This is a genomic window from Mesorhizobium sp. B2-6-1, assembly GCF_006440475.1.
Lineage (GTDB): Bacteria > Pseudomonadota > Alphaproteobacteria > Rhizobiales > Rhizobiaceae > Mesorhizobium.
Map to the genome: position 1 here is coordinate 249,358 of NZ_VFUH01000006.1, position 21,799 is coordinate 271,156.

Annotated in this window: 23 protein-coding genes and 1 other RNA gene; 11 read left to right on the plus strand and 13 right to left on the minus strand. The window is 63.1% G+C overall.

Annotated features, from left to right (window positions below):
- The first annotated feature begins 151 nt into the window (after nucleotides 1-151).
- Entirely contained in the window at nucleotides 152-1,267 is a 1,116-nt protein-coding gene (locus FJ443_RS15390) for a cystathionine gamma-lyase (protein ID WP_140516714.1), read from the plus strand.
- Between the two features lie 8 nt (nucleotides 1,268-1,275).
- Here FJ443_RS15390 and FJ443_RS15395 read toward each other — a convergent pair whose 3' ends face one another.
- From FJ443_RS15395 to FJ443_RS15425, 7 genes are all read right to left on the minus strand, one after another.
- The gene (locus FJ443_RS15395) at nucleotides 1,276-1,578 is read right to left on the minus strand and encodes a type II toxin-antitoxin system RelE/ParE family toxin (RefSeq protein ID WP_140521217.1); all 303 of its coding nucleotides are present in this window, start codon (nucleotides 1,576-1,578) and stop codon (nucleotides 1,276-1,278) included.
- A complete protein-coding gene (locus FJ443_RS15400; RefSeq protein WP_140495192.1) occupies nucleotides 1,575-1,850 on the minus strand; it encodes a type II toxin-antitoxin system ParD family antitoxin in 276 nt (91 codons plus the stop codon). Before FJ443_RS15400 ends, FJ443_RS15395 begins: the two co-directional genes overlap by 4 nt.
- A gap of 172 nt (nucleotides 1,851-2,022) precedes the next feature.
- An RNA gene (rnpB, locus tag FJ443_RS15405) (RNase P RNA component class A) lies at nucleotides 2,023-2,432 on the minus strand.
- A gap of 65 nt (nucleotides 2,433-2,497) precedes the next feature.
- Nucleotides 2,498-3,214 carry a transglycosylase SLT domain-containing protein gene (locus tag FJ443_RS15410; protein ID WP_140516614.1) on the minus strand — a complete coding sequence of 239 codons (717 nt, stop codon included), beginning with the start codon at nucleotides 3,212-3,214 and terminating at the stop codon, nucleotides 2,498-2,500.
- Between the two features lie 211 nt (nucleotides 3,215-3,425).
- Entirely contained in the window at nucleotides 3,426-4,181 is a 756-nt protein-coding gene (locus tag FJ443_RS15415; RefSeq protein WP_140664734.1) for an N-acetylmuramoyl-L-alanine amidase, read from the minus strand.
- On the minus strand, nucleotides 4,178-4,897 hold the full coding sequence (locus FJ443_RS15420; RefSeq protein WP_140495186.1) for a DnaJ family molecular chaperone: 720 nt from the start codon (nucleotides 4,895-4,897) through the stop codon (nucleotides 4,178-4,180). The genes FJ443_RS15415 and FJ443_RS15420 overlap by 4 nt, the downstream gene beginning before the upstream one ends.
- Before the next feature lie 155 nt (nucleotides 4,898-5,052).
- Nucleotides 5,053-5,262, minus strand: a complete 210-nt coding sequence (locus tag FJ443_RS15425) for a hypothetical protein (protein WP_140495184.1) — start codon at nucleotides 5,260-5,262, stop codon at nucleotides 5,053-5,055.
- Between the two features lie 235 nt (nucleotides 5,263-5,497).
- On the opposite strand from FJ443_RS15425, the gene FJ443_RS15430 reads away from it, so the two are divergent.
- Together FJ443_RS15430 and FJ443_RS15435 are read left to right on the plus strand one after the other, a co-directional pair.
- Complete coding sequence (locus tag FJ443_RS15430) at nucleotides 5,498-6,745, plus strand: DUF3419 family protein (protein WP_246675912.1); 1,248 nt, start codon at nucleotides 5,498-5,500, stop codon at nucleotides 6,743-6,745.
- Nucleotides 6,742-7,407, plus strand: coding sequence for a class I SAM-dependent methyltransferase (locus FJ443_RS15435; RefSeq protein ID WP_140557525.1), 666 nt, complete (start codon nucleotides 6,742-6,744; stop codon nucleotides 7,405-7,407). The genes FJ443_RS15430 and FJ443_RS15435 overlap by 4 nt, the downstream gene beginning before the upstream one ends.
- Nucleotides 7,408-7,411: 4 nt before the next feature.
- Here the strand turns inward: FJ443_RS15435 and FJ443_RS15440 are convergent, their stop codons facing one another.
- On the minus strand, nucleotides 7,412-8,791 hold the full coding sequence (locus tag FJ443_RS15440; protein ID WP_140557523.1) for a serine hydrolase: 1,380 nt from the start codon (nucleotides 8,789-8,791) through the stop codon (nucleotides 7,412-7,414).
- Nucleotides 8,792-9,107: 316 nt separating this feature from the next.
- Between FJ443_RS15440 and FJ443_RS15445 the strand changes: the two genes are divergently transcribed.
- Nucleotides 9,108-9,902 (plus strand): GH25 family lysozyme, encoded by a 795-nt coding sequence (locus FJ443_RS15445; protein ID WP_140664737.1) that lies wholly within the window; start codon nucleotides 9,108-9,110, stop codon nucleotides 9,900-9,902.
- A gap of 185 nt (nucleotides 9,903-10,087) precedes the next feature.
- Complete coding sequence (locus FJ443_RS15450; protein ID WP_140516624.1) at nucleotides 10,088-11,266, plus strand: lytic murein transglycosylase; 1,179 nt, start codon at nucleotides 10,088-10,090, stop codon at nucleotides 11,264-11,266.
- Between the two features lie 80 nt (nucleotides 11,267-11,346).
- On the opposite strand, the gene FJ443_RS15455 is transcribed toward FJ443_RS15450, so the two are convergent.
- Entirely contained in the window at nucleotides 11,347-12,567 is a 1,221-nt protein-coding gene (locus FJ443_RS15455; RefSeq protein WP_140516626.1) for an alanine racemase, read from the minus strand.
- A gap of 208 nt (nucleotides 12,568-12,775) precedes the next feature.
- Between FJ443_RS15455 and FJ443_RS15460 the strand changes: the two genes are divergently transcribed.
- Complete coding sequence (locus FJ443_RS15460) at nucleotides 12,776-13,705, plus strand: DMT family transporter (RefSeq protein ID WP_140521220.1); 930 nt, start codon at nucleotides 12,776-12,778, stop codon at nucleotides 13,703-13,705.
- Nucleotides 13,706-14,077: 372 nt separating this feature from the next.
- Here the strand turns inward: FJ443_RS15460 and metF are convergent, their stop codons facing one another.
- Both metF and FJ443_RS15470 read right to left on the minus strand, forming a co-directional pair.
- Complete coding sequence (gene metF / locus FJ443_RS15465; RefSeq protein WP_140521221.1) at nucleotides 14,078-14,995, minus strand: methylenetetrahydrofolate reductase [NAD(P)H]; 918 nt, start codon at nucleotides 14,993-14,995, stop codon at nucleotides 14,078-14,080.
- Nucleotides 14,995-16,017, minus strand: a complete 1,023-nt coding sequence (locus FJ443_RS15470) for a metalloregulator ArsR/SmtB family transcription factor (RefSeq protein ID WP_140567399.1) — start codon at nucleotides 16,015-16,017, stop codon at nucleotides 14,995-14,997. Before FJ443_RS15470 ends, metF begins: the two co-directional genes overlap by 1 nt.
- Before the next feature lie 179 nt (nucleotides 16,018-16,196).
- Between FJ443_RS15470 and tsaA the strand changes: the two genes are divergently transcribed.
- The 4 genes from tsaA (at nucleotide 16,197) to FJ443_RS15490 (ending at nucleotide 19,095) form a co-directional block, all read left to right on the plus strand.
- Nucleotides 16,197-16,718 carry a tRNA (N6-threonylcarbamoyladenosine(37)-N6)-methyltransferase TrmO gene (gene tsaA, locus FJ443_RS15475; protein WP_140664740.1) on the plus strand — a complete coding sequence of 174 codons (522 nt, stop codon included), beginning with the start codon at nucleotides 16,197-16,199 and terminating at the stop codon, nucleotides 16,716-16,718.
- The gene (locus FJ443_RS15480; RefSeq protein WP_140495859.1) at nucleotides 16,718-17,032 is read left to right on the plus strand and encodes a DUF2293 domain-containing protein; all 315 of its coding nucleotides are present in this window, start codon (nucleotides 16,718-16,720) and stop codon (nucleotides 17,030-17,032) included. Before tsaA ends, FJ443_RS15480 begins: the two co-directional genes overlap by 1 nt.
- Before the next feature lie 131 nt (nucleotides 17,033-17,163).
- Nucleotides 17,164-18,120, plus strand: coding sequence for an aminotransferase class IV (locus FJ443_RS15485; RefSeq protein WP_140559513.1), 957 nt, complete (start codon nucleotides 17,164-17,166; stop codon nucleotides 18,118-18,120).
- A gap of 135 nt (nucleotides 18,121-18,255) precedes the next feature.
- Nucleotides 18,256-19,095, plus strand: coding sequence for an SDR family oxidoreductase (locus FJ443_RS15490; protein WP_140559512.1), 840 nt, complete (start codon nucleotides 18,256-18,258; stop codon nucleotides 19,093-19,095).
- Nucleotides 19,096-19,140: 45 nt separating this feature from the next.
- On the opposite strand, the gene FJ443_RS15495 is transcribed toward FJ443_RS15490, so the two are convergent.
- Nucleotides 19,141-19,767, minus strand: a complete 627-nt coding sequence (locus tag FJ443_RS15495; protein WP_140664766.1) for an MOSC domain-containing protein — start codon at nucleotides 19,765-19,767, stop codon at nucleotides 19,141-19,143.
- Between the two features lie 180 nt (nucleotides 19,768-19,947).
- Here FJ443_RS15495 and FJ443_RS15500 point away from each other — a divergent pair, with 180 nt between their 5' ends.
- Entirely contained in the window at nucleotides 19,948-20,514 is a 567-nt protein-coding gene (locus tag FJ443_RS15500) for an isoprenylcysteine carboxylmethyltransferase family protein (protein WP_140557515.1), read from the plus strand.
- Between the two features lie 15 nt (nucleotides 20,515-20,529).
- On the opposite strand, the gene FJ443_RS15505 is transcribed toward FJ443_RS15500, so the two are convergent.
- Entirely contained in the window at nucleotides 20,530-21,651 is a 1,122-nt protein-coding gene (locus FJ443_RS15505) for a beta-ketoacyl-ACP synthase III (RefSeq protein ID WP_140664769.1), read from the minus strand.
- Between the last annotated feature and the right edge of the window lie 148 nt (nucleotides 21,652-21,799).

Sequence of the window (21,799 nt, forward strand, 5' to 3'; positions counted from 1 at the left end):
GGCTTTGAAAACACGTCTCGTCTTTATGGATCATTAAGCCTAACGAAGCGTTTAGAGCCGCTTGGCCCAACCGGACGCGCCTTGTCGCGAGCTGTTGCCGGGCATAGCGTCTCACCACACGTCCAGGGTCACCAAGAGGGTTGGAATGTCGATGTCTGAAACAGCACGGTCGCGCGCCGCGGCTCTTGCCCACCTCCGTCGCAACGCACTTGCCGTCGGCGATTCCATCCCCCTGCCACTCACCATGGCTGCCATCTTTCACGCGCCTGGCGACGCCACCGGTTTCAACCAGTATGGCCGTTTCAGCAATCCGACCTGGGATGCGGTAGAGCATATGCTGGCGCATCTGGAAGACGCGCCCTGCGTCGCCTTTCCTTCCGGAATGGCGGCGATTTCGGCGGCATTTTTCGCTGTCCTCAAGACCGGCGACCGCATTCTTCTGCCTTCGGATGGCTATCACACGACAAGGGCACTGGCCGAACGCTTCTTGAAACCACTCGGCATCGCCTACGATGTGAGGCCAACCTCGACCTTCCTCGATGGCGGTTTCGAAGGCTATCGTCTCGCTTTCGTAGAGACGCCCGCTAATCCGGGGCTGGACATATGCGATATCGCGGCGGTGGCCGCGGCCGCACACAAAGCGGGCGCACTGCTTGTCGTTGATAATACGACCATGACGCCTTTCGGCCAGCGCCCGCTCGACCATGGCGCGGATATTGTCATCGCCGCGGACACTAAGGCGCCCAACGGCCACTCCGACGTGCTGTTCGGCCACGTCGCGAGCCGCAACGCCGACATCATCGCCGCGGTGACGGATTGGCGCGAAACGTCCGGCGGCATTCCAGGGCCGTTCGAAGCGTGGCTTGTGCATCGTGGCCTCGAAACGCTCGATGTGCGCTTCGACCGCATGTGCTCCTCGGCGGAAGTGATCGCGCGGCGCCTGCAAGGTCACCCGGCGATCACGGGCCTGCGCTATCCCGGCCTGGAAGGCGATCCTTCGCACAATCTTGCCCGTGCCCAGATGGAACGCTTCGGCTTCCTTGTTTCCTTCGAACTCGCTTCGGAGCAGAAGGCCGAGGATTTCATCAACAACTGCGAATTGATGCAGGCCGCGACATCCTTCGGCGGCGTCCACACCTCCGCTGAGCGGCGTTCGAAACGAGGCGATGCGGTTCCAGCCGGCTTCGTCCGCCTCTCAGTCGGCTGCGAACCAGTTGAAGAGCTTTGGGCGGCGATCGAGGCGTCGCTGGACAGGATCGGCGACTGACCCGACGATTACGAACCGAGGTCATTGGCTTCGACATTGCGATGGCCGTGCAGCACGCGAAGGATTTCGATCACATCGTCCCTAACTCGATACAGAGTGAGATAATTGCCGACGACCAGATGGCGAACACCCGGTGCGATATCGTCTCGTGGCGCGCCTGAGAAAGGATAGGTAGCCAGTTGCTGCCACCGCGCCTCGATGCGGTCGAGCAGCCGGTCGGCTGCGGCCTCGCTGTCGCTCGCAATATGCAGCCAGATCATGATCAGATCGTCTTCGGCGCGCGCGTTCCGGACGATGGGGAGCAAATTCATCCTGCGTCGTCAGATCGCAGGCGTCTCCGCGCCTCGGCCTTGATTTCGTCCATCGATTCAAATCGTCCCGGTCCGCTGTCGATCCCTTCCTGAACTAACCTCCGCAACTCCTCGACCGTATAGCCGAAGAGGTCGCGCCGATCCTTCCATTGCCGGAGCGCATCGCGGATCACCTCGCTAGCCGAAGCATATTCACCAGCGGCGACCACATCGTCGACCGCCGCCGCCAGTTCCGGCGAGAGGGTGATGCTGCGTTTGTCGACCTGTCCCATGATAAGATTCCCAAATGCTATTGGTTGCCTATGGTACGATTTAATCGTACCAGCTTCAAGCAACGGGGGATATCACTTGGCTGGCGAACGGCCTGCCAGCTTGAATCAACAGGCGCGCCCGAGGGCGCAACCTGTTGATCGCAAACTCATCTTTTCGATATCGCGACGAAAAACTGCCAGCTGGCCTATAAGCCGGGTTCTGTATGGCCCTCGCCCCTTGCGGCGCGAGAACGTGGCGGCCATTCATCTTGGGCGCATATTGCCATGCGCCTCACGCAACCTACCCGGACGGTGAGCCGGAAACAGCCCTCGAGGGTTTCCCCTCGCACCGCCCCTATTCGGTCTTGCTCCCGGTGGGGTTTACCGTGCCGCTCCTGTTGCCAGTCGCGCGGTGGGCTCTTACTCCACCCTTTCACCCTTGCCCCGACCCGGCAAAGCCAAGTCGTGGCGGTTTGCTTTCTGTGGCACTTTCCCTGGGGTCGCCCCCGCCGGCCATTAGCCGGCACCGTGTCTCCATGGAGCCCGGACTTTCCTCACCCGCGGCCTTTCGGCTTTTGCTGGTGCGGCCGCCCGGCCAGCTGGCCAGGCGTATAAAGGGGTTCACGCCACAAAACGCAACCAAAAAAGCCGGTTACGACCGGTTCTTGTCACGCCGGCGATCCGACAGCCGCCAGTTGCACCTTGACCTTGCTGCAATAGGCGGCCGAAACCGGGTTCATTCGGGTGGCGCCGTGGCCGGCATTGTATTTCAGGATCGTGCCGCACGTCGTGCCGCCGCCGAGATCCCGCGCCATGGCAAGATACTTCATGCCGTATTTGATGTTGGTGTCCGGATTGAAAAGCCCATTGGCCGAGCCGCTATAGCCCATCATCCGCGCCGTCGCCGGCTTGATCTGCATCAAGCCGATTTCGCCGGCGCCGCCGACGAGGTTCGGCCGATAGTTGCTCTCGATCTTGATAACGGCATGAGCGAGCGACGCCGGCACGCCATAGCTCGCGGCATAGCGCGCCACGATGGCCGAATACTGATCGCCACTGGCCACCGCTGCCGTCGAGGCTGCTGCGTCCTTGATCCCGATCGATGCCGTCGTCGTTTTGTCGACGGCCTTGCGGCCTCGTCTGGTCTTCTGTCTCGTGCTCGGCTTCTTGGCCTTGGTCCAGCTCGCCTTCTCCACTTTCGCGGAAGACCGCTTCGCCGCCTTCACGTCCTTGCTGCTTTTGGCCGAAATGGCCTTGCCCTTGGCGGTCGCTGCGACGAGCCCCTGATCGGCCCGTGGGCTCAGCGGCGCGGCGCTCGCCGCCCCGAAGGCAAAAGTCATTACGCCGGCAGCAAGAGCTGCCGTTACAACGGTCAATTTCTGCATGTGATCCTGTTCTGTCTGAACGCGCGAAGATTTCCGCGCGGCATTGCTTGATTAATGTCGGATCATCCGGGGGGTTAGACATCCGACAAGCTGTACGGATCGCCCTTTGAAGCCCGAATTGCGCGCAATGAAGGCGGGGCAAGTCACTTTAAGTGACAGTTTGTAACTTAATGTCGGAAAAGCATTACTTGGACGGCATCCTGACCCAGGGTCAAGTTGGGTGGGAAGCGAGCAGCCGTTGAAGCGTGCGCATCGTCGATCCGTCCGCCACTCCATCGATCCGGCGTGGCCGGAAATGACGCTGGAAAGCCTCGACCACGACCCGCGTCTGCTGGTCGAAAACACCCGTTATTTCGACTCCATAGCCGTAGAGCGCCAGCATCGATTGCAGCGCCTCGACATCGGCGCCAGCGTCGCCGGTCTTCAGCACGGCGCCCCGCCTGATCGGTGCTGCCGGCACGAGATGGCCTACGCCGCCCTCGAACAGGGCCCGCCAAGGAAACTTCTCGCCCGGATCGATCTTGCGCCCCGGCGCCACGTCGGAGTGCGCCAGCACCCGCGGGGGGGCAATCGCATGCCGGCGGGCTATTCCGGCGCACAGGCCGATCACCGCATCGATCTGCCGCTTGGGAAAATCGGGATAACCCAGTGAATGTCCCGGATTGACGATCTCGATGCCGACGGAACAGGAGTTGATGTCGGTGCGTCCGAACCACGAACTCTTCCCAGCATGCCAGGCGCGGTCGCTTTCCCGGACCATCTGCACGATATGGCCGTTCTCATGCACCAGATAGTGCGAGGAGACTTCGCTGGCCGGGTCGCACAGCCACGCCTCGGCCCCGGCGCCTGTCGGCATGCCGGTATAGTGCAGCACGATCATCTCGGGCTTCAGCGTCTCGCGCCGTGGCCCGAAATTCGGCGATACCCTGACCTCGGCGCTCGGCTCGTCGGGCAGGAAGCCGCTCATGCGTGCCGCAGGCCCCGCTCGATCATCTCATAGGCGGTGTTGATCGCCGCGAGCCTCGTCGTCGCGATCTTGATGAATTCCTGCGGCAGGCCACGCGCGATCAGCCGGTCCGGATGATTGTCGGAAACCAGCTTGCGGTAGCGTTTCCTGACCTCCTCGAACGGCTTGCCGCGCTCGATGCCGAGCACGACATAGGGGTCGGCCGCACCAAGATTGACGTGCCTGGCAAGGATCGCCTCGTAGTGCACCTCGTCTATGCGGAAGATTTCGGCGATGCGGTGCAGGAACTGGCCTTCACGCTCATGGATCAGCCCGTCGGCCTTGGCAATGTGGAACAGGCCGTCGAGTATATCCTCCAGCATCATGCAGTTCGAATGGCCGGAGCCACAAAGCTGCGCCATGCGCTCGGCATAGGTCTCGAAGCCGGCAACGTCACGTTTGGCCAGATCGTAGAGTCGCGCCACGTTGCGCGTCTCCTTTGGCGGCACCTCGAATATTTCCTGGAAGGCGCGTATCTCATCCTGGGTGACGACCCCGTCGGCCTTGGCCATCTTGGCCGAGAGCGCAATCATCGCCACCGAGAAAGCGACGCGACGGCGCAAATCCGCATCGCCGGAAAAAACGGTGCGTACAGCCTCGACCACGTCGGCGACGCCCGACGAGGCTGAGGACGAAATCCGCGTGATGAAGTCGCCGAGGCGGTCCCAAATCGACATGGCCGCTTCTTAGAGCCAACCGGTCCCCGCTATCAAGCCAATAACGGCCGGCATCATACCTCCGACGACAATCGATCTCGTGTCGGAACCACTACCCGCCTGGGCGAAGGGCCGGCAAGACGCCGGCCCTTCGCCAGAACACAGGTACTAATGGACTACTGCGCGGGCGCAGGAGCGGGCGTTGCCGGAGCCGGCTCGGCAGGCTTGGTCGAATTATCCGCGGGCGCCGCAGGTTTCATTGGCTGCTCGGCCGGCGGATTGGTGCTCTGGGTGGTGGTGTTATCCGTCCCCGTGCCGCTGTCGCTGCATGCAGCGACGCCGAGCAGCGCAAGCGCGGACACCGACGCAAGAATGAGTTTTTTCATGATATCTCTCCTTCAACACACGCTCACGTTGCAGTGAACGGTCGAGAAGGAAATGCATCACTCAGCCATGGGTTTCGTAACGATGCGTTTCCGCATGTAACATCGCTCGCATCCTCCCCTTGCGCCTCCCCGGGGGTGAAACAGCTTTGCGCTCCCCTGTGCGGATCGCTGTCATCCACCTGTCATAGCCGGGCGTTACCCGCTTGCGGCAAAGCAAATGGGGAATCACCTTGCCATGACGGACGTTTCCGCAGATCTGATCTTTCGCCGTGGCAAGGAAGTTGGAAAAGCCGTCTACCAGAACCGCCCCCTGTCGAAGGCAGGAATTTCCGAACGGCTGTTCGCCTTCCTGTTTTCGGGCCTGGTCTATCCGCAGATCTGGGAAGATCCCGATGTCGACATGGACGCAATGCAGCTTGGCGAAGGCCACCGCGTCGTCACTATTGCCTCCGGCGGTTGCAATATCCTGGCCTATCTCACCCGGTCGCCGGCCAGGATCGACGCCGTCGATCTCAATGCCGCTCACATAGCCCTGAACCGCATGAAGCTGGAGGCGGTGCGCCACCTGCCTTCGCAGGGCGACCTGTTTCGCTTCTTCGGTGCCGCCGGCAACGACCACAATTCTCAGGCTTACGACCGCTTCATCGCGCCGCATCTCGATCCGGTCAGCCGCCACTATTGGGAGCGCCGCAACTGGCGCGGCATCAGGCGCATCGCCGTCTTCGACCGCAATTTCTACCAGACCGGCCTGCTTGGCCTGTTCATCGCCATGGGCCACCGCACGGCTAAATTCTTCGGCGTCGACCCCGCCGGCATCATGCAGGCCAGGAACATTGGCGAGCAGCGCCGCTTCTTCCACCAGGAGCTGGCCCCGGTGTTCGAAAAGCCGCTTTTGAAATGGGCGACCTCGCGCAAGGCCTCGCTGTTCGGCCTCGGCATCCCGCCGGCGCAATATGACTCTCTCATCACGTCCGGCGACGGCACCATGGCCAGTGTGCTGAAAGCCCGGCTGGAAAAGCTCGCCTGCGATTTTCCATTGAAAAACAACTATTTCGCTTGGCAAGCCTTTGCCAGGCGCTACCCCCAACCCGGCGAAGCCGCCCTGCCCGCCTATCTTGAAAGGCAGAACTATGAGGCCATTCGCGGCAATGTAGACCGCGTCGCCATTCATCATGCCAATCTGATCGAATTCCTGGCAGGCAAGGACGCGGGTTCCGTCGACCGTTTCATCCTGCTCGACGCGCAGGACTGGATGACCGACGACCAGCTCAATGCGCTGTGGTCGGAAATCACCCGCACCGCCTCCGCCGGCGCGCGTGTCATCTTCCGCACTGCGGCCGAGCCAAGTCTGCTGCCGGGCCGCGTCTCCGCTTCCCTGCTCGACCAGTGGAGCTACGAGAGCCATGCCTCGCGCGAATTCTCCACCCGCGACCGCTCGGCAATCTATGGCGGCTTTCATCTGTACGTGAAGCGCGCCTCATGAGCACTACCGAGCTGCCGGCCAATCACGCCGAACTGATGGACGGTGTCTACCGCTGGCAGCGTCACATCTACGACCTGACCCGCAAATATTATCTGCTCGGCCGCGACCGGCTGATATCAGGGCTGGACGTTCCGCCGGGCGGCACGGTGCTGGAGCTCGGCTGCGGCACCGGGCGAAACATCATCCTCGCCGCCCGCAGCTTTCCCGGCGCGCGCTTCTATGGCCTCGACATTTCGGCAGAGATGCTGGAGACCGCGGGCACCGCGATTGCCCGCGAAGGCCTGTCCGATCGCGTCATGCTGGCAAGGGGCGACGCCACGGAGTTCGACGTAAAGGCGCTGTTCGGCCGCGACAGCTTCGACCGTGTCTTCGTCTCCTATTCATTGTCGATGATCCCAGGCTGGGAAAAGACGGTCTCCGCCGCGCTGGCAACGCTCGCTCCGGGCGGTTCCCTGCACATCGTCGACTTCGGCCAGCAGGAAGGCCTGCCGGACTGGTTTCGGACCCTGCTTCGCGGCTGGCTCAGAAAATTCCACGTCACGCCCCGTGAAATGTTGCGCGAGGTGCTGGAATCGGAATCGCGAAAAATCGGCGCAACCTTCCGTTTCCGCACACTTTATCGCGGCTACGCCTGGCTGGCGGTGGTCCGGCCGAGCAGCTGATTGGCTAGCGCAGCGCCTTCACCAATGCCCCGACCATGGTCTGCGGCCTGTAGCCCAGCTTGGCCGGCGTCAGGCCGAGCCGCACCACCACTAATTGCTCGGATGGAATGATGGCGACGGTCTGCCCATCATGCCCCTCCATCCAATAGGTGTCCTTGGGCAGGCCCGCCGCCACGCCGGCACCGGGGTTTTCCTCGTCGCCCGGCGCCTCGATCCACAATTGCCCCTTGCTGTAGACTTTCGAGGCCGACGCAGGTTCGCGCATCCAGTCGACGAAACCGGCCGGCAGTATCTGGTTGCCGTTCCAGACCCCGCCCTGCAGCAGGAACTGGCCGAAGCGGGCCCAGTCATGGGCGGTGGCGTAGAGATAGGATGAGCCGACGAACGTGCCCTGTTCGTCGGTCTCGAGCACGGCGCTGTGCATGCCCAGCGGCTCGAACAGCGCGGTGCGCGGCCACGTCAACGCCTTGGCCTTGTCGCCGACCGCATCCTGCCAGAGCCGCGACAGCATCACCGCCGTTCCGCTCGAATAGGAGAACACCTTGCCCACCTCGCCCGTGAGCGGCTTGGCTTCGGCAAAGCCCGCCATGTCGGGTTCGAGATAGAGCATGCGCGTCACGTCGGCGACGTCGCCATAGTCTTCGTTGAATTCCAGCCCGCTCGACATCGCCATCATGTCGGCAAGGCTGATCGCGGCGCGGCCATCGGCCTTCCACGGCGCGAAAAGGCCCTGGTTGGTCATCGCCATCTTGCCGTTCTTGACCAGCGTGCCGACTATGGCGGCATTGACCGTCTTGGTCATCGACCAGCCGAGCAACGGCGTTCGGGCGGAAAAGCCCTCGCCATAGCGTTCCGCCACGACGCGGCCGTTCTTGACCACCACCACGGCGCGCATGCCGGCGCCGGTCATGGCGGCATCGTCGACGATCTTCGCCACCTCCGAGTTCTGCGAGGCTTCGACCCGCTCGCCTTCCGGCCACAGCGCATCCTGTCTTGCCGCCGAGGGTTCGACATGGATCGCCGTGCGCCGCGCCTTGCCGACATCGCCATCCGGAACCGAGGCGCAGCCCAGCCCGTCGCGAGAAACCGCGATGCTCTTGCCGAGGAAGCCAAGCAGGCCGGCGGAAACTGTGCCCCGGTTCTTGTCGACCGAGACCCGCATCAGCTTGAGCAAGGGATGACCGGGCGCCTGCACATCGACGGCAAGCACCTCGTTGGCATCGCGCCCGGCGACGAAAACGTTGGAGCAGACGATCTTTGCCGAATAGCCCGAGCCGACCCGGATCAGTTCGGGCGGCGCGAAATAGAGCCACCCAAACAGCGCCACGACCGCCAGCACCACCAGGCCGAGCAGCCGTTTGACGATCTTGGCAATGATCCGCATCTTTCCCGCCCCCGAATCCAGGCTCGATCCATGTCATCGATTTGCCGCCATTGCTTCCGCAAAATCATGGGCCTTGTCGAGCGTCGTCAACCAGATATCAACCATGATCGGCGATCACAGGTGCATGTCGCCCAACAGCGCGCCGCGTTTTTGGGATCACGGCAGGAAACAAAATCAAAGCGCGCCGAAAAAATGCGCGTTTTGGCGATATACCGGGCGATGCTGTGGGGCGATCGTCCGGCGGGGGCCAGACCAAGCGCCGGCCATCAGTGCACAGACCCATCAGCAACCGGCTGCAACCGGCTCGGGAGTTGCAATGCGCCGTCTCGCGGCCCTTTTCATGCTGACGCTGCTGGGCGCATGCTCGACCGTGGAGGATCTGTCGCCACTGTCGCCATCCAGCACCCCTTCGGTTGCGGTGCGCGCGCCCCGCTTCGCCGATTCCAAGCCGCATGAATGGGACAGCGGCGCGCCCTGGAATTACGCAGTTCACGGCACCGACGTCTCAAAATACCAGACCTCGGTCGACTGGCCGACCGCCAAGGCCAGCGGTATTTCCTTCGCTTTCATCAAGGCGACGGAGGGCGGCGACCGTTTCGATGATTATTTCAACGAGCATTGGGCGCGCACCAAAGCCGCCGGCGTTCCTCGTGCCGCCTATCATTTCTTCTATTTCTGCACTCCGGCGGCGGTACAGGCGCGCTGGTTCATCCGCAACGTCCCCGTCGACCGTTCGGCCATGCCGCCGGTGCTGGACATGGAATGGAACCCGAAATCGCCGACCTGCAGGCTGCGCCCCGACCCGGCCACCGTGCGCGCGGAGATGACCACCTTCCTCGAAATCGTCGAGCGGCATTACGGCAAGAAGCCGATCATCTACACGTCGGTAGACTTCTTTGAAGACAACGAGCTGTCGACCTTCCGCGGTTATCCCTACTGGCTACGCTCCGTCGCCGGCCACCCGCGTCAGAAATATGGCAGCCACCCCTTCACCTTCTGGCAGTATACGGGAACCGGCATCGTTCCCGGCATGATCGGCAAGTCCGATATAAACGTCTTCAACGGCAGCCAAGCCGCCTGGAACAAATGGTTGAGGCAGAACACCCGTTGACACCGTGTCAACGGCAGCCAGGCCGCCCGGAGGAAGGGTTGCTGCAGAACACCCGTTGACACCGGGCCTGCCGCCTGCTTTCGACACGGCCGGCGGCCAAGAGTGCAACCGCCGGTATTCCGGGGCGACGCGCATCCAGATGGACAGCAAGGCCGCCCGGAATCCTGAATGTCGAAAGGAAGTCTATGCGACTGCGTCCCCAAGCCCTCGCGGTGCTGTTCCTGTGCGCCACGGCCTTGCCGGCGATGGCGCAGGAATGTGGCGGCGACTTCGAAACCTGGAAGCAGGGCGTGGCAGCGGAAGCCAAGGCGGCGGGTGTCGGCCCTGTCGGCCTCGAAGCGCTCGAGGATGCCAGCTTCGACGAGAGGGCCCTGGCGCGCGACCGTGCGCAGGGCGTCTTCACCCAGACCTTCATCGAGTTCTCCAACCGGATGATCTCGGCCTACCGGCTGAAGCAGGGCGCGGCGAACATGAAGAAATATGCCGATATCTTCGCCCGCGCCGACCAGCAGTTCGGCGTCCAGGCGCCGGTCATCACCGCTTTCTGGGCGCTGGAGACCGATTTCGGCGCCGTGCAGGGCGATTTCCATACGCTCAGCGCGCTGGTGACGCTTTCCCATGACTGCCGCCGCCCGCAGCTGTTCCGGCAGCAGTTGGTGCCACTGCTGGAATTGATCGACCATGGCGTGCTGCCGGCCGACGTCAACGGCGCCTGGGCTGGAGAGATCGGCCAGACGCAGATCCTGCCTTCGGATTATCTTGCCCGTGGCGTCGACGGCGACGGCGACGGCAAGATCGACCTGCGGGGCAGCGTGCCGGACGTGATCATGACGACGGCCAACAAGGTGCTGTCGCGCGGCTGGAAACGCGACGAGCCCTGGATCCAGGAAGTGCGCGTGCCCGACGAGATGCCATGGGAACAGACCGGGCGCACAAACAAATTGCCGCTGACACAGTGGACGCAGTGGGGTGTTACCAATCCCGACGGCTCGCCGCTGGTCGACAAGGGCCTGAAGGCCGGGCTGGCGCTGCCCATGGGCCGCAAGGGGCCGGCCTTCCTCACTTACGAAAATTTCGACGTCTATCTCGAATGGAACCAGTCCTTCACCTACGCGCTGACCGCGGCCAATCTTGCCGCGCGGCTTGCCGGCGCGCCACCGATCGACCCGCGCAATCCTGAACCAGGCCTCAACAACGAGCAGATGAAGGCTTTGCAGACCAAACTGGAGGCCAAGGGCTATGATGTTGGCACGGTCGACGGGATCCTGGGCACCAACACCCGCGAAGCGATCCGCAAGGAGCAGACGCGGCTGGGATTGCCCGTGGACGGCTGGCCGACGCCGGAGCTTTTAGCGAAGCTGTGAGTAGTAAGTAGTGACGGAGCCATTTCCCTACTCCCTACTCCCTACTCCCTACTCCCTACTCCCTACTCCCTACTCCCTACTTAATCCGCCATCGTCTCCAGACTCGCCAATCCCACCGGCGCGTCGCCTTCGTCGAAGGACGTCGCCACCTCGACGAAAGTGTCGGGATAGAAGCCGTTGAAACGGGTTCTCAGCGACAGCGAATAGGCGCCGATATGGCCGATCTCGATCCAGTCGCCGGTGTCGACGGTTTCCGGCAGCCAGAACGGCCGCGACAATATGTCGACGGAATCGCAGGTCGCGCCGCAGACCTTGAACGGCACGATGGTTTTCTCGTCGCCATTGCGCGTGCGGATCGCCGGATCGGGAATGAAGCGCGCCGGCAGCGTGATCTTGCCGGTCCATGAATCCGACAGCGACGCCCAGATGCCGTCATTGATGTAGAGCCGCTTGCCCTTGCGCAAAAGCACCCGCACGATCAGCGACAGGCAGCGCGCCACGATCACCCGGCCGGGCTCGGCCACCAGCGGCATCTGGTCGAACTGGTATTCCTTGAGGTCTCCAGAAAGCCGCGACATGATCTGGCCGAGCGACGGCATCGCGACTTGCTTGCGGTTGGGATCATGCCCGTATTCGGCCGGAAAACCGCCGCCGACATCGAGACCGGCCAGGTCGAAGGTCAGCCGGTTGCGCACCCAATCGGCGGAAGCCAATGCCCTTTCGTAGGTGTCGGGGTCCTCGATCTGGCTGCCGACATGGAAGCACAGGCCGACCTTGTAGCCGGTACGGTTCAGCCGCTCGGCGAGCTCGACCGCATAGGCAGGCCCGGCGCCGAACTTCTTCGACAGCTCGTAAGCCGCATGGCCCTTGGTCTGCACTCGAACGAACACGCTGATTGCGCCCGGGTCAATGTCGAGTGCCCTGACCACCCGCGTCAGTTTGGTGATCTCGTCCTCGTGGTCGAGCGCAATGACGCGGATGCCGTATTTCTCCAGCGCCAGCTTGATGTCCGACTGCGCCTTGACGGGATGCATGTAGAGCATCTCGGCATCGGCCGAGACCGCGCGCACGGCGGCGAACTCGCCGGGCGAGGCCACGTCGAAGGCGGAGACACCGGCCTCGACCAGCGTCTTCAGCACGATCTGCTCGCCATTGGTCTTGACCGCATAGGCCGTCTTGCCGGGGAACATGCCCATGAACTGCAAGGCATCGGCCTTCAGCACCTGCGGGCGGAAGCAGTAGACCGGATCGTCCGGGCGAAGCGCCAGTGCCGCCTCGCGGGCATTCTCGAATCGCTGCATGGACGAATCCTTGACCTAGCCTGCGCACAATTAATCCAAGCTAGCGACCAATGAAAACAATTCTGTGTCTCGTGCGCCTGACGGCAGGGCGCTAGGCTTTGTCAGGGGAGACAGGCCATCGGGCAGGTTTCGGGTGGTTCTTGCCTGCGAACCCGATATGGCTTCTGTCTGGCTGCTTGCATTCGGCCGTCCGGGGAGGACGCATCACATGGCAATAGCCGCGACATCAGCACCGCGCCGACCGATGGCGCTCAAGGACTGGGCGCAGCTTCTGCTGCTCGGCGCGATCTGGGGCGGCTCCTTTTTCTTCGCCCGCATTGCCGTGGCGGAGCTTAACCCGCTGGTGCTGGTATTGTTTCGCGTCGCCATCGCGGCACTCGCTTTACAGCTCTATCTCTTCCTGCGCGGCCCATCCTTCCGCCTTGCCCTTCCTCATGCCGGCCTGTTCTTCCTGCTCGCGGTCACCAACAACGTCGTACCTTTTTCGCTGATCTTCGCCGGCCAGACCGAGCTTGGCGCCGGCGTCGCCTCGGTGCTCAATGCGACCACGCCGTTCTGGACGCTGATCCTCGCCAACGCCCTGACATCGGACGAGAAGCTCTCCTGGAACAAGCTGGCCGGCATTGCGCTTGGCGTCGCCGGCACGGCTGTGATGATCGGCCCCGGCCTGGTTGCCGGCCTCGGCGGCCCGGTCTGGGCCAAATTCGCGCTGATCGGGGCATCGTTGTCCTACGGCGTCGCACTGATGGTCGCCCGCCGCTTCAAGGGCGTGCCCTCGCCGGTCATTGCCACCGGGCAGCTGACCGCCTCGACCGTCATCATGATCCCGGTCGTGCTGCTTGCGCACGGTCCCGCCGGCCTGCTCTCGGCCTCGGCGCCGGTCTGGGCGGCGGTGCTGGCGCTCGCGCTGCTGTCCACCGCCTTCGCCTATATCCTCTATTTCAATCTCGTCGCCTCGGCCGGCGCCACCAACGCCTCCCTGGTGACGCTGATCGTGCCGGTGAGTGCCATGCTGCTCGGTTTCCTGTTCCTCGGCGAGCGGCTGGAATTGTTCGAAATCGGCGGCATGATGCTGATCGGTTTCGGCCTGGTGACGATAGACGGGCGCCTGTTCATCCGCAGGGTAGCGCTGCCATGACATGCCAACGACACGAAGCCGCCATAATTTATTCACAGGTTCGTATCTGATTTTTGCCTAGAAGTTTCAACGCCTAACGGCGAAAACGAGGTCGCAAACTCCACAATCGCGTCGCAATGCAGCACATTTTCCGCTTGCCTGTGGCACAAATGACCCTAGACTCCGGCCATAGCTCTTTAAGAGGAGGCTATGTCATGGGACTTACGAGGCCAATCAACGCATTGATGATCTGTGCTGCGTTTGCATTCATCGGCGCCCTCATTATAGGCGTTCTTCCCTGAACCCGCCAAAAACGGGGAAGACCAGCACCCAATAATCAACCAGTTTGAAAGGCCGGGTTTTTACCCGGCCTTTCTGCATCTCAAGCCCGGTTCAGGCGGCTGCGGAGCCAGCCACTTCCGCCTCATGCGAGCGGATGCCGATCATGTGGCAGACGGCAAAGACGAGGTCGGCCCGGTTCATCGTATAGAAGTGGAAATCGCCCACGCCCCGCTCGACCAGATCCAGCACCTGCTCGGCCGCCACCGCCGACGCGACCAACGCATGCGTCTGCGGATCATTCTGCAGGCCGTCGAAACGTTCGGCCAGCCATGCCGGCACCAGCGCGCCGCAACGTGCCGAGAAATTGGCGACCTGGGTGAAATTGTGCACCGGCAGGATGCCCGGCACGATCGGAATGTAGATGCCGGCTCGACGCGCGCGCTCGACATAGCGCTCGTAGAGATCGTTGTCGAAGAAGAACTGGGTGATCGCCCGCGTCGCGCCATTATCGACCTTGCGCTTCAGCATGTCGATGTCGGTGGCGAAGTCGGGGCTTTCCGGATGCTTTTCCGGATAGGCCGAGACCGAGATGTCGAAATCGCCGGCGCTCTTCAGCGCACCGACCAGCTCGGCGCCATTGGCATAGCCGTCCGGGTGCGGACGATAGGCGGTGCCGACGCCCGCGGCCGGATCACCGCGCAGAGCGACGAACCGCTTCACACCCATCTCGGCGAATTCCTGGATCACCGCATCGACCTGAGGGCGCGGGGCGTCGACGCAGGTCATGTGCGCTGCCGGCGTCAGGCTGGTCTCCTTCAGGATGCGGCCTACGGTGCGTGCCGTGCGCTCCCGAGTCGAACCGCCGGCGCCATAGGTCACCGAGACGAATTTCGGCTTCAGCGGTTCCAGTCGGGTGACCGTGTCCCACAGCCTCGCTTCCATCTCGTCGGACTTTGGCGGGAAGAATTCGAAGGAAACCCTGACCTTGTCGCCAATGTCGGGGCGGCGGGAAAAGCGGAACTGGTTCATCAGGCGATTTCCCCTATCGAACTCACTTTGGTCTGCTGGCTGTCATTGGCAGGATCGGCGATCAGCAGGCGCCGGTCGCGGCCAAGCCAGAGCTTGACCGTGAGCCTGGCCTCGGTGCCGCCGCGCGGCTCGAACTCCTGGGCATCTTCGAGATCAAGGCCCGCTTCGGAGAACCACTCGCCGATCTGCCGGTCGGAAAAGCCGAGGCGCATATGCGCGTGCTCGTCGCGCAGGAATTCCAGGGTATGCGGCGCGAAATCGACGATCACCAGCCGTCCGGAAGGGCGCAGCAGCCGCGCCGCCTCATGGACGGCGCGCGCAGGATCGTCGAGATAATGCAGCACCTGATGGATGGTGACGAGATCGAAGGCGTCGCGCTCGACCGGCGGCGAGAAGATGTCGCCCTGCCGCACCTGAGCATTGGAGACGCCGGCCTTGTCGAGGTTGGCGCGCGCGACGGTCAGCATCTCGCGCGACATGTCGATGCCGATGCCGCGCCGGTAGAGCGGCGAGAATATCTCCAAGAGGCGTCCGGTGCCGGTGCCGAGATCGAGCATCGACTGGAACGGCCGCTTGCCGACGAGCTTCATGAGCGCTGCCTCGACCGCACGGTCAGGCACGTGCAGGGAGCGGATATGGTCCCAGCTTGCCGCGTTCTGCGAAAAATACTCCGCCGCGCGGTCCTGCCGCTTGCGCTTGACCGAGGCCAGCCGCTCGAGATCGCGCTCGACCTGCGGATCGGCGCCGCGAATGCCGGCGACCAGCCGCAGCACGAAGTCGCGCGCGGAATCCGTATCCGACAGCCGGAAGAAAGCCCACGACCCCTCCTGGTAACGGCCGATCAGCCCGGCCTCCAGGAGCAGCTTCAGGTGCCGCGACACGCGCGGCTGCGACTGGCCGAGAATCTCGGTAAGATCGGACACGGTGAGATCACCGCGCGACAGCAGCGCCAGTATGCGCAAGCGGCTCGATTCGGCCGCCGCCTTCAATGTGTCCACCATGGTGTCGAGCGCGACATGCATAAGCGTATTCTCTTTGAAAAAGATATAAACATATGTTTATGTCGATTTTCACAGCCTTGCAAGCGCTATGTCGCTTCCGGACAAGAAAATGCCGCAGGCGTGATTTCTCGGTGCATGTCGCGCCTAAAAATGTGTAGCGGTTTCAGGGCAAGACATGCGTCAACAAAAAGATGGATAAAATGACCGGGCGGCGTGAGATGTTTGAGGTGCGGGAGGGTGAAAAAAGGCTCGAGATCGATCCGGCGCTGATGCCGGCGGATGGTGGCGTCGTCTTCATCGGCCGTATCGCCTCGCCATGGACCACGCGCGAAACCTGCCCCAAAAACATGCGCGCGGCGCGCGAGACCCGACAGCCGGCAGCACTGACGATCGACCCACCCTACCGCGCCGGCCTGCAAGGGCTGGAGCGCGCCAGCCATCTCGTCATCCTGTCGTGGCTCCACCAGGCGCCGCGGACTCTGATCGTGCAGAAACCGCGCCATGCGGCTGAAGCAAAAGGTGTATTCGGTCTGCGCTCCCCTGCCCGACCGAACCCGATCGGCCTGCATGTGGCGAAACTGGTTGCGCTCGACCTCGCCACCGGGCGCATCGAGATCGACGCCATCGACGTGCTCGACGGCACCCCGGTGGTCGACATAAAACCCTATTTCGCATCGACCGATGCCTTTGCCGAGGCGACCATCGAAGGGCGCGACGAATGATGAAGGCGCCGACCGGCCGCCGCCGCGCCGTCGCCAAGGCGTTGACCGCGCTTCTGCCGCTGGCGCCCTATGCCGATATGGAGAAGATCCGAGCGGATGCCGGCTCCGTCCACATGAAGACCTTGCCGCCGACCATTGCCGTGTGGCTGGCGACGGTTGCCCATATCCGCCACGCCCATACCGACTACGAAAAGCTGCTCGCCGAAGGTTATGACCGCGACTCGGCGCGTTTCTTCGTCATCGAGCAGACCAATGTCGTGCTTACCCGCTGGCGCGCCACCCGCCTGCTCGACGCCGACGACGAGGATGATTGAAGCTGTTGCCGGTCCGGCACGGCGCTCGGTAGCATGGCTGGCAGCTTTTCACTTCGAGGACGAACGACGCCGGATGACTGGCTCTATGCCCTCTGCCTGACACCGATAGCCTGTGATGCAAGGAGGTGCCGATGAGCCAGACCGCACAGGATACACGGCCGCTGCCTGTGGTGAGCGACCGCCACGTCGACCCGCATGCTTATCCCGACGGCATCGCCTTCCTCGACGGCCAGTACCTGCCGATGTCGCAGGCCAAGATCTCGGTGCTGGATTGGGGATTCCTGCATTCCGATGCCACTTACGACACGGTGCATGTCTGGAACGGCTGCTTCTTCCGGCTTGACCTGCATCTCGACCGCTTCTTCGGCGGACTGGAGAAATTGCGCATGACGATCCCGTTCGACCGCGATGGCGTGACGGAGATCCTGCACAATTGCGTGGCACTGTCGGGACACAGCGCCGCCTATGTCGAAATGCTGTGCACGCGCGGCGCTTCCCCTACTTTCAGCCGCGATCCGCGCCAGGCGATCAACCGCTTCATGGCGTTTGCCGTGCCGTTCGGCTCGGTCGCCAATCCCGAGCAGTTACAGCGCGGCCTCAATGTCGCCATCAGCGACAAGGTGCGCATTCCGCCGGCCTCGATCGACCCGGCGATCAAGAACTACCACTGGCTCGACCTGGTGCGCGGCCTTTACGATGCCTATGACCGCGGCGCCGAGACAGCGCTCATTCTCGACTTCAACGGCAATGTCGCCGAAGGTCCGGGCTTCAACGTCTTCTGTATCAAGGACAACAAGCTCTCGACGCCGGCGATCGGCGTGCTACCCGGCATAACCCGCCGCACTGTCTTCGATCTCTGTGCGCTGGAAGGCCTCTTCGCCACCCCGGCGGACGTCAGTGTCGCGGCATTGCGCGAGGCCGACGAGGTCTTCATCACCTCTACCGCCGGCGGCATCATGCCGGTCACGATGATCGACGGCAGCCCAGTCGCGGACGGCAGGCCCGGCGCGATTACCGGCCGACTGATGGCGCTCTATTGGGACAAGCATAAGGATCCGGCCTGGTCGAGCGCTGTACGCTACCCCTGACCGGTCGCCGCTCCCGTCCAAATAATTCCGCCACCGCCTCTGGAAAGTCGCGGGACGCACCGTATATGGCACAAAGCGGAGAGGCCTCCACTTATCTCTGAAAAAATTCCAGCTTGCACGGGCAAGGACTTCATCATGACAAACAAGGTTTGGTTCATCACCGGATCGTCGAAAGGTTTTGGCCGGGTCTGGGCCGAGGCCGCGCTCGCTCGCGGCGACCGCGTCGCGGCAACCGCCCGCGATGCCGGCACACTCGCCGCTCTCGTCGAGAAATATGGCGACAACATCGCCGCGATAGAGCTCGACGTCACCGACAAGAAAGCCGTCGATGCCGCAATCACCGGGGCGCACAAGCGCTTTGGCCGGCTCGACGTCGTCGTCAACAATGCCGGCTATGGCCATTTCGGCGCCATCGAGGAGGTCAGCGAGCAGGAAGCCCGCGACCAGATCGAAACCAATGTGTTCGGCGCGCTGTGGGTCACCCAGGCCGCCTTGCCGATCATGCGTGCGCAGCGCTCCGGCCACATCATCCAGATCTCTTCGATCGGCGGCGTCAATGCCTTCGCCTCGCTTGGCCTCTACCACGCCTCGAAATGGGCGCTGGAAGCTTTCAGCCAGTCGCTGAGCCTCGAGGTCGCCGAGTTCGGCATCCATGTCACGCTGGTCGAGCCCGGCGGCTTCTCCACCGACTGGGCCGGTCCGTCTGCAAAGGTCTCGAAAGCGCTTGACGCCTATGCGCCCGTCCGCGCCGCCATGGCGGAGCGCCGCAGTCGCGCCGTGGCCGGCGATCCCGAGGCCACCGGACCGGCGATGCTGGCCATCGTCGACGCGGCCGAGCCGCCTCTCAGGGTATTCTTTGGCGACGGCGGGCTGCCGATGATCAAGCAGGAATACGCCAACCGCATCGCCACCTGGGAAAAGTGGGACCATGTTTCGGTCATGGCGCAAGGCGCCAACAAGAACCGCAAGGCCTAGTCCGGGTCGCTCAGCCACGCCGTTTCGAGCGGCGTGGCTACCTCGTCAGGCGCGATAAATCCACTGCTCGGGCACCCGCACGGAGATTTCCTCGCCGGACCTGACGATTCCGGGCTTCTCGACCCAGCCTACAAGGCCCCGCAGCCGCTTGGCCACTTTCGGAAAGAGCAGCGCGGTGGCGTCATGGTCCGCCGCCCGGACATGCTCGGAGATCGAGTGTCCGGCGACGCGGCATGGCTTGTTCTGGGCATCGATCTTGACCGTCACGCCGCCCTTGAAGAACAGCAGCGAGCCGGATGGCAGCATCGAAAGATGCGGTATCCCTTCGATCAGCAAATTGGCGCCGATCCACTCAGGCTTGATCTCCTTGAGGCCCATGCGTTCGGCGACCAGCGCGAGTTCGTCCGCCGACACCAGCGACAATTGTCTCTCGTTGCGCATCTCGGTGCCGCGCTGATACCAGGGTTCGCGCCCGCCGGAGCGTCGCGTTATCCCGGCATGAAAATCGCCCGCTATGCCGTCGAAGCCCAACTGCAATTCCTCGACCGCCTTGGTTTCGAAATGGTCGAACGGAGCGGCATAGAGCGCCGCCGCTCTTGCCGCCAGCTTGCGGCCCGGCACGATGTCGACCGTCAGGTCCGCCGGAAAAAGGTCGAGGTTGGTTTCCTGCATCAGTCTCGTCTAGAGGCCCTCCGCAATGCGGTCCAGTCGAAAGCGCTGATGATCCGATCACGCCGTTTGATGCCGATCACGACTTTCTTACCGGAAACGCCGTTGCCGTCCTCAGCGCGCCGCATTGCCGCCGCGCCGCGGGCATAGACGATGGCGCCAGATCGGGAGGAGGTTCGGGTCATGCAGGTGGGACACGCCGTTGCCGCGCTCTGGTTGTTCTGGCTGGTATCGTGGATCCTTGCCGCATCATGGGCCGATCCCGTGCGCAAGCGGGCGGATTTCAGGGCGGAGGCGCGATATCGGGTTCTCTGGCTCGCCGGTACCGTCCTGCTGTTCGTGCCGGCGCACGGCTATGTGGGTCGGCTTCGGCTCTGGACGCCGACGCTCACCCAAGCCTGGATTTGCGTCGCCCTGATCGCCATCGGCATCGCCTGTGCATGGTGGGCCCGCCTGCATCTCGGCCGGCTGTGGTCCAGCACGGTAACGGCCAAGGCCGATCATCGCATCATCGACACCGGCCCCTACGCGCTTGTCCGTCATCCGATCTATACCGGCCTGCTGCTTTCGGTCCTCGCCACCATGGCCGTCAAGGGCACGGTATGGGGCGTCGCGGGCGCCGCCCTGCTGCTTGTCGGGATCGTCATCAAGGCGAGGCTGGAGGAAAGTTTCCTGCGCGGCGAGCTTGGGCCCGCCTATGACGATTACGCGCGCCGCGTGCCGATGCTCGTTCCTTTTTCCCCGGCCTGAAGCGGCAAGCGCGTCCTACAGCATCCGCAGCAGCGCGCCGCCGATCGAATACCCCGCGCCGAAAGCGCAGATCAGCCCGAAGTCGCCCGCCTTCATGTCGGCATGGTTCTCCGACAACGCGACGATGGCGCCGGCGCCCGCCGTGTTGCCGAGACGCTCCAGCACCATGGGCGCGCGGTCATGATCGACCTCGTGGCCGAATGAGAGTTTCAGGATCATGGCGTTCATGCGCGCATTGGCCTGGTGCAGCCAGAAGCGTCGCACCGCCTGCGGCGTCAGGCCGTGCTCGGCCAGGAACTCCACGATGAATTTGTGCCCAGCGACGGTGACTTCCTTGAACACCTTGTTGCCGACCTGCTTGATCAGATTGCCCTCCAGATCGATCCTGTAGGGATCGTCCTGTGCGGTGCGGGTGTGGTAGCCGAGATTGGTGCGGATGTTGTTCGACATCTGCGTCCAGATGCGCGTGTCGAGCACTTCGAAACGTCCCGGCCGTTTCTCGCCGAGTGCCAGCCCTTCGACCACCATCGACACAGAGGCGTCGCCGAAGATGAAATGCGTCTGCCGGTCGCGGAAATTGAGATGGCCGGTGATGATCTCCGGCGTCGTCACCAGAATGCGCTTGTGCGCGCCCGCACGCACGAGATTGACCGCCATGTGCAGTGCCGCCGCGGCGGATGAGCAGCCGAGCCCCATGTCGAAGCCCGCCCCCTTGGTGCCCAGGGCCTGCTGCATCTCGATGGCGATCGCCGGATAGGGCCGCTGGTGGTGCGAGGCCGAGCAGATCACCAAATCGATATCGGACGGCTTCAGCCCGGCATGATCGAGGGCCTTGCGGGCCGAAGCTATGCCGAACTCGGCCTCCAGCGACAGCGCATCGTCCGGCCGCGCCGGAATGCGCGGTGCCATACGGGTCGGGTCGAGTATGCCTTCGCGCTCGATCACATGACGGCTGCGCACGCCCGAGGCGTGGACGATGAAGTCGCTGTCCGATTTCTGCAGCAGCGGCTGGTCCGTGCCCGACCGGCGCGCGTTTTCCGTGTCGACCCAGTTGTTGAAACTGGCGACCAGTTCCTCATTGCTGATCTCTGGCTCGGGGATTTCGACGCCGATACCGCTGATGATGACGCGATGCATGTCCAGTCCGTCCCATCCGCAGGCGTTCAGGGGCTTTGATGTGGGCGTAAGGGAGGCCCGGCGCAACCCTTGTCGCATTGAGCCGGTTTATGCCAGCTTAAACCGGTTCCCACGTCCCTCACCATGCGCACAGTTTGGTGTTAGTCTG